The 5,363-nt window shown below is 58.4% G+C and carries 5 protein-coding genes; 1 reads left to right on the forward strand and 4 read right to left on the reverse strand.

Translation table 11 applies throughout. The features are described from left to right. Window positions 1–71: 71 nt before the first annotated feature. From rph to argB, 3 genes are all read right to left on the reverse strand, one after another. Window positions 72–773 carry a ribonuclease PH gene (rph, locus tag NHH03_RS27250; RefSeq protein ID WP_253161521.1) on the reverse strand — a complete coding sequence of 234 codons (702 nt, stop codon included), beginning with the start codon at window positions 771–773 and terminating at the stop codon, window positions 72–74. Between the two features lie 35 nt (window positions 774–808). Beyond that, entirely contained in the window at window positions 809–1,744 is a 936-nt protein-coding gene (gene argF / locus NHH03_RS27255) for an ornithine carbamoyltransferase (protein ID WP_253161522.1), read from the reverse strand. A gap of 130 nt (window positions 1,745–1,874) precedes the next feature. After that, window positions 1,875–2,738, reverse strand: a complete 864-nt coding sequence (gene argB / locus NHH03_RS27260) for an acetylglutamate kinase (protein WP_253161523.1) — start codon at window positions 2,736–2,738, stop codon at window positions 1,875–1,877. 232 nt (window positions 2,739–2,970) lie between these two features. On the opposite strand from argB, the gene proC reads away from it, so the two are divergent. Further along, window positions 2,971–3,822, forward strand: a complete 852-nt coding sequence (gene proC / locus NHH03_RS27265) for a pyrroline-5-carboxylate reductase (RefSeq protein WP_253161524.1) — start codon at window positions 2,971–2,973, stop codon at window positions 3,820–3,822. Here the strand turns inward: proC and odhB are convergent. After that, a complete protein-coding gene (gene odhB, locus NHH03_RS27270; RefSeq protein WP_253161525.1) occupies window positions 3,819–5,123 on the reverse strand; it encodes a 2-oxoglutarate dehydrogenase complex dihydrolipoyllysine-residue succinyltransferase in 1,305 nt (434 codons plus the stop codon). The genes proC and odhB overlap by 4 nt on opposite strands. Between the last annotated feature and the right edge of the window lie 240 nt (window positions 5,124–5,363).

Here is a 5,363-nt window from a genome sequence, read left to right on the forward strand (position 1 = left end):
TGACGCGTCGGGTTGCGATAACAGCGCAATTTCAATCTTTCCGATTCCCAGGGCAACCGTCCACGTTGCGTTTAATGCGTCTCTAACGCACCGCGCTGCAGCTGGGTCAGTTCCTCGATGCCTTTGCGGCCGACCGCCAACATCGCAGCGAGCTGGACGTCGTCAAAGGTCGCTTCTTCGCCGGTGCCTTGGATTTCCACGAACTTGCCGCTGCCGGTCATCACGATGTTCATGTCGACGTCGGCGGCGTAGTCCAGTTCATAGTCCAGGTCCAACTTGATGGCTTGATCCACCACGCCGACGCTGATCGCGGCGATGCTGTCACGCAGCGGGCCCTGGCCGATTTGGCTGTCTGGCAATTCGTTGGCAATTGCTTTTGCCAACGCGATGAATCCACCGGTGATCGATGCGGTGCGCGTGCCGCCGTCGGCTTGCAAGACGTCACAGTCGACAACGATCGATCGTTCGCCCAAAGCTTTCAGATCCACCACGGCGCGCAGCGATCGGCCGATCAATCGTTGGATCTCTGTGGTCCGCCCATCAAGCTTGCTGCGTTCCCGGCGTTTTCGCGGCGTGGTGCTGCCGGGCAACATGTTGTATTCGGCCGTCACCCATCCCTTGCCCTTGCCTTCCAACCACGGCGGCACACTCGGTTCAACCGAAGCGGCGCACAGCACAATCGTGTTGCCAGATTTGTACAGCACGTTGGCGGGATGATGCGGCAGATAGTTCAGTTGAATTTCGACGGGGCGAAGTTGGTCGTCAGGGCGCATGTTCGTGGTGGGTTCAGGGGACGTGGGAAAATGGCTTAGCTGACGTTCTTGCAGATCCAGTCGCGGCCCAACAGCCAAACCAACAGACCTTTCTGTGCGTGCATGCGGTTGCCGGCTTGGCGAATGATGTCGCTCTGTTTGCCATCGATCACTTCGTCGGTGATTTCTTCCCCACGTACAGCGGGCAAACAGTGCAGCACACGGGCGCTCGCCGGCGCGGCGGCCAACAACGTCTTGTTCAGTTGATAATCGGCAAAGGCCTCGCGGCGGATGATCGATTCGGCTTCCTGGCCCATGCTGGTCCAGACGTCGGTGTAAATCGCGTCGGCGGATTTGACCGCCGCGACCGGGTCTTGGGTCGTGTTGATATCGGCTCGGGGGCTGACCGCTGCAATTCGCGACAGCCAATCCGCATCCATTTCATAGCCGGGCGGGCAGGCCAAAGTGAATTTCATCTCCAACATCGCGCAGATCAACGCCAGCGACTGGGCGACGTTATTGCCGTCACCGACAAACACCAGATGTTTACCGGCATAGCTGCCAAACGCCTCTTGAATCGTCAACACATCGGCGATCGCCTGGCAGGGGTGACACAGATCGGTCAGCCCGTTGATCACCGGCATCGCATCAAAACTGGCCAGTTGTTCGACGTGTGAGTGTTGCTTGGCACGACAGACCACGGCGTCGACAAATTGACCGAGCACCTGAGTGAAATCCGAGGGGGCTTCGCGTTTTCCCCAGCCGACGTCTTGACCCAGGAACAGACTCGCGCCGCCCAGTTGCGCCATCCCGGTTTCAAAACTGACACGGGTTCGCAAACTCGGTTTTTCAAACAACAGCGCCAGGACTTTGTTTTGCAAGATCGATGGTCGTTCACCGGCGATCAATTTGGATTTGACGACGGTCGCTGTCTGCAGAACGCGTTTCAGTTCGTCGGGGGTGATGTCAAAGAGTGATAGAAAGTGTTGCATGAGAAGATCGATTCACTTTTCGAAGTGTGGCGTCACACGACGACGACAGTAGATTCAGTGACGGAAGGTAGAATTTGGAAAAGAACGAAGGCACCGAAACCGGGACTCGGGTTCGCGCGGCGAGATCCGATTATTTATAGATCTCCGTCCCGACGCCTTGTGACGTGAAGATTTCAAGCAGCAGCGAATGCCGCAATCGCCCGTCGATGATGTGGACTTTGCCAACACCGCGCCCGAGTGTCTCCAAACACGCCTGGACTTTGGGGATCATGCCGGAACCGATTTGGCCGGATTCGATCAAGGCGAGCGCCTCGGTTTCGCTCAGCGAATGGATGATGGTTTCCGGATCATCTTTGTCGCGACGGACGCCGTTGACATCGGACAAGAACACCAGCTTCTCCGCCCCCAACGCCTGGGCCACTGCCATCGCGGCGGTGTCGGCATTGACGTTGTAGCGTTTGCCGTTTTTGTCTTCGCACATGCTGGGGATGACCGGCACCTGGTCGGTGTACAACAAGCCTTCGATCACGCTGCGATCGACCTCGGTGACCGTGCCCACGTGCCCCAGATCTTCACCGCTGTCAAGCTTCAGTTGTTCGCCGAACAGGACGTTGGTGCTGTGCACCGACAAATTCATCGCCCGCCCGCCAAGTCGCTCGATTTCTTCGGTCAGGAACTCGTTCAACTCACCGGCCAAAACCCGTTGCACAATTTCCAGCGTGGCATCGTCGGTCACCCGCCGGCCATGGATGAACTTGGCTTCGATGTTGGCTTCGCTCAACGCGCGATTGATCGCTTTCCCGCCACCATGAATGATGACCGGTTTCATCCCCACCGTCTCCATGAAGATCACGTCCAGCAGGATATGCATCAACGCTTCTTCGTCGTCCAGCACGCTGCCGCCGAGTTTGATCACAGTCGTCTTGCCACGAAACTTGCGAATCCAACCCATCGCTTCGATCAGGGTGTCGGCTTTGGCGATCGCTTCTTTCACGCGGGAGACTCCAGGAAGGTTAAGCGGTAGACTGGTTGCCGTTTGGCTCATACGGTGACCTGGGATCCACGGCTGGAAAAACGGCGGCGGGGACAAAACGAAAAACGGACCATGCTAGGTGCCCGCCCGATGGGGGTCAATTGACATGGGTCAAGTTGACCGGCCGAGAGGGAAAAGATCGTCGATTGTTGGACGGTTTACCGTGAAATGCTTGCAAAAGGAAGAAAACTTGATGAAGAAACAGGACGACCAACGGACCGATTCAGCAGCGGCTGATGCAGATTCTAGACGAGTCACGGCGGTGGGGGGCGGCCAAATGGGACGTGCTTTGATCGGCGGCATGTTGGCATCGGGCGTGGTTCAAGCGGACCGGCTGAGTATCGTCGAACGAAATCCCAACAGCCAAACCTGGTGGGCCGAACATCATCCCGCCGTCACCGTGAAAAACGATCTGCCCGGTTTGATTCCCGCCGCCGACGTGGTGCTACTCGCTGTGAAACCCTACGCGATTGCCGACGTGGCCGCGCAAATGGGACAAATTTGTGACGACCAAAAACTATTGGTTTCGGTTGCCGCCGGGGTGCCACTGCAGTCCATTTGTAAAGCGGTCGGTCACGAGCGGGTGGTTCGTGTGATGCCCAACACGCCCAGCCTGGTCGGTGCCGGCGCGAGCGCCTTCTGTGTGGCTCGGTCGGTCAGCCAAGCGGACTGCGGCTGGATCGAACATGCCTTGCAAAGCGTTGGCGTGGCGGCCCAAGTCAGCGAGCCACAGATGGATGCCGTGACCGGTGTCAGTGGCAGCGGGCCGGCCTATATCTGTTTGGTGATCGAGGCGCTGGCCGATGGCGGTGTGCTGGCCGGTTTGCCGCGGCCGCTGGCAATGAAGTTCGCCGCGCAAACGGTGCTCGGCACCGCCAAGATGGTGATGGAAACCGGTCGCCATCCGGGCGAACTGAAAGACGCGGTGGCCAGCCCCGGCGGGACGACGATCGCCGCCCTGCAGGTGTTGGAAAACAACGGCCTCCGCGCCGCCTTGATCAATGCCGTCCAGGCCAGCGCCAACCGCAGCAAAGAACTCAGTTAAAGTTCCAAGAACAATCGCGCGGGGTCTTCGATGACCTCTTTGATCGTTCGCAAGAACCCGACGGCCTCGCGGCCGTCAACGATCCGATGGTCATAGGTCAGGGCGACGTACATCATCGGCCGGATCTCGACTTTGCCGTCGATCGCCACCGGGCGTTCTTGAATCGAGTGCAGTCCCAGGATCCCGCTTTGCGGCGGGTTGACGATCGGCGTGCTCAGCAGTGATCCGTAAACGCCACCATTGCTGATCGTGAATGTGCCGCCGATCAAATCCTCGGCTTGCAAGCGGTTTTCACCAGCCTGGCGAGCAAAATCGCTGATCGTCCATTCGATTTCCGCAAACGACATCCGTTCGGTGTTCCGCAAAATCGGAACGACCAGACCTTTGCCGCCGCCCATCGCAATGCCCAGGTCTTGGTAGTTGCGATAGATCGCGCTGTCATCGCGGATCTCGGCATTGACCGCGGGGTAGCGGCGCAAGGCTTCCACACTGGCTTTGGCAAAAAAGGACATGAATCCCAATTTGACGCCATGCTTTTCCACGAAAGCGTCTTTGTATTTCTTTCGCAGACTCATCACCGGCTGCATGTCAATTTCATTGAACGTCGTCAATAGCGCAGCGGTCTGTTGAGCGCTGACCAATCGTGATGCGATCGTGCGACGCAACATGCTCAGCGGTTTGACTTCTTCACTGCGATCCGGCGCACCGGACATCAGCGACGAACGGCTGGCCGGTTTTGCCGGTGCCGCGACGGCAGTCGATGCCGGGGGTTTGGCCGGGGCCGCAGCCGGTTTCGACGCGCCGCTGTCCAGGTGGTTCTGGACGTCTTCCTTCAGCAGGCGCCCGCCCGGGCCGGTCGCTTTTACGTCCGCCGCGGTCAAACCGTTTTCGTCCAGCAACCGCTGCGCCGCAGGCATCACAAACGCATCGGCCGAACCGCTGCCAGAACCAGAACCCGACCCACCGCCGGAACCACTGCCGCTGCCTGATCCAGAACCGCTGTCTGTTCCAGAACCGCTGCCCGATCCCGAACTGGCATCATTGCCGGCGGGTTTCGGCGCGACACGGATTTTAGCGATGACTTCCCCGATCTCGGCAAACTCCTCTTCCTGTTTGCTGATGCTTTCCAAGAACCCCGCCACAGGCGCGGGCAATTGGACAGACGCTTTTTCGGTTTCGATTTCGACCAGGTCTTCGCCCGATTCGACCCAGTCACCTTCGGATTTAAGCCAGCTACCGAGTTGAACTTCGGTGATCGACTCGCCTACGGTCGGCACTTCGACGTCTACTATTTCGCTCACGGTTTCCAGGTGTCCCAAACAGGTTTGATGTTGGCATTTCGTCCCGCCGCCCACGGAATCTGACACAGGATAACCAGCGGATCGAAGGGTGTCAGGGTACGAAACGAAGCGGGGGAAGAAACGTTTTCGGCTTTTGTCACCCCATTGGGCCAAGAAACTCGTGTCCCTAGCGGGTTGTCGATTCAATCCGCGAAGGCAAATGAGCGTGGCAATGGTAAACCGACGCGTCAGTTTTGAAGT

The organism is Stieleria tagensis (assembly GCF_024129865.1).
Taxonomy (GTDB): domain Bacteria; phylum Planctomycetota; class Planctomycetia; order Pirellulales; family Pirellulaceae; genus Stieleria; species Stieleria tagensis.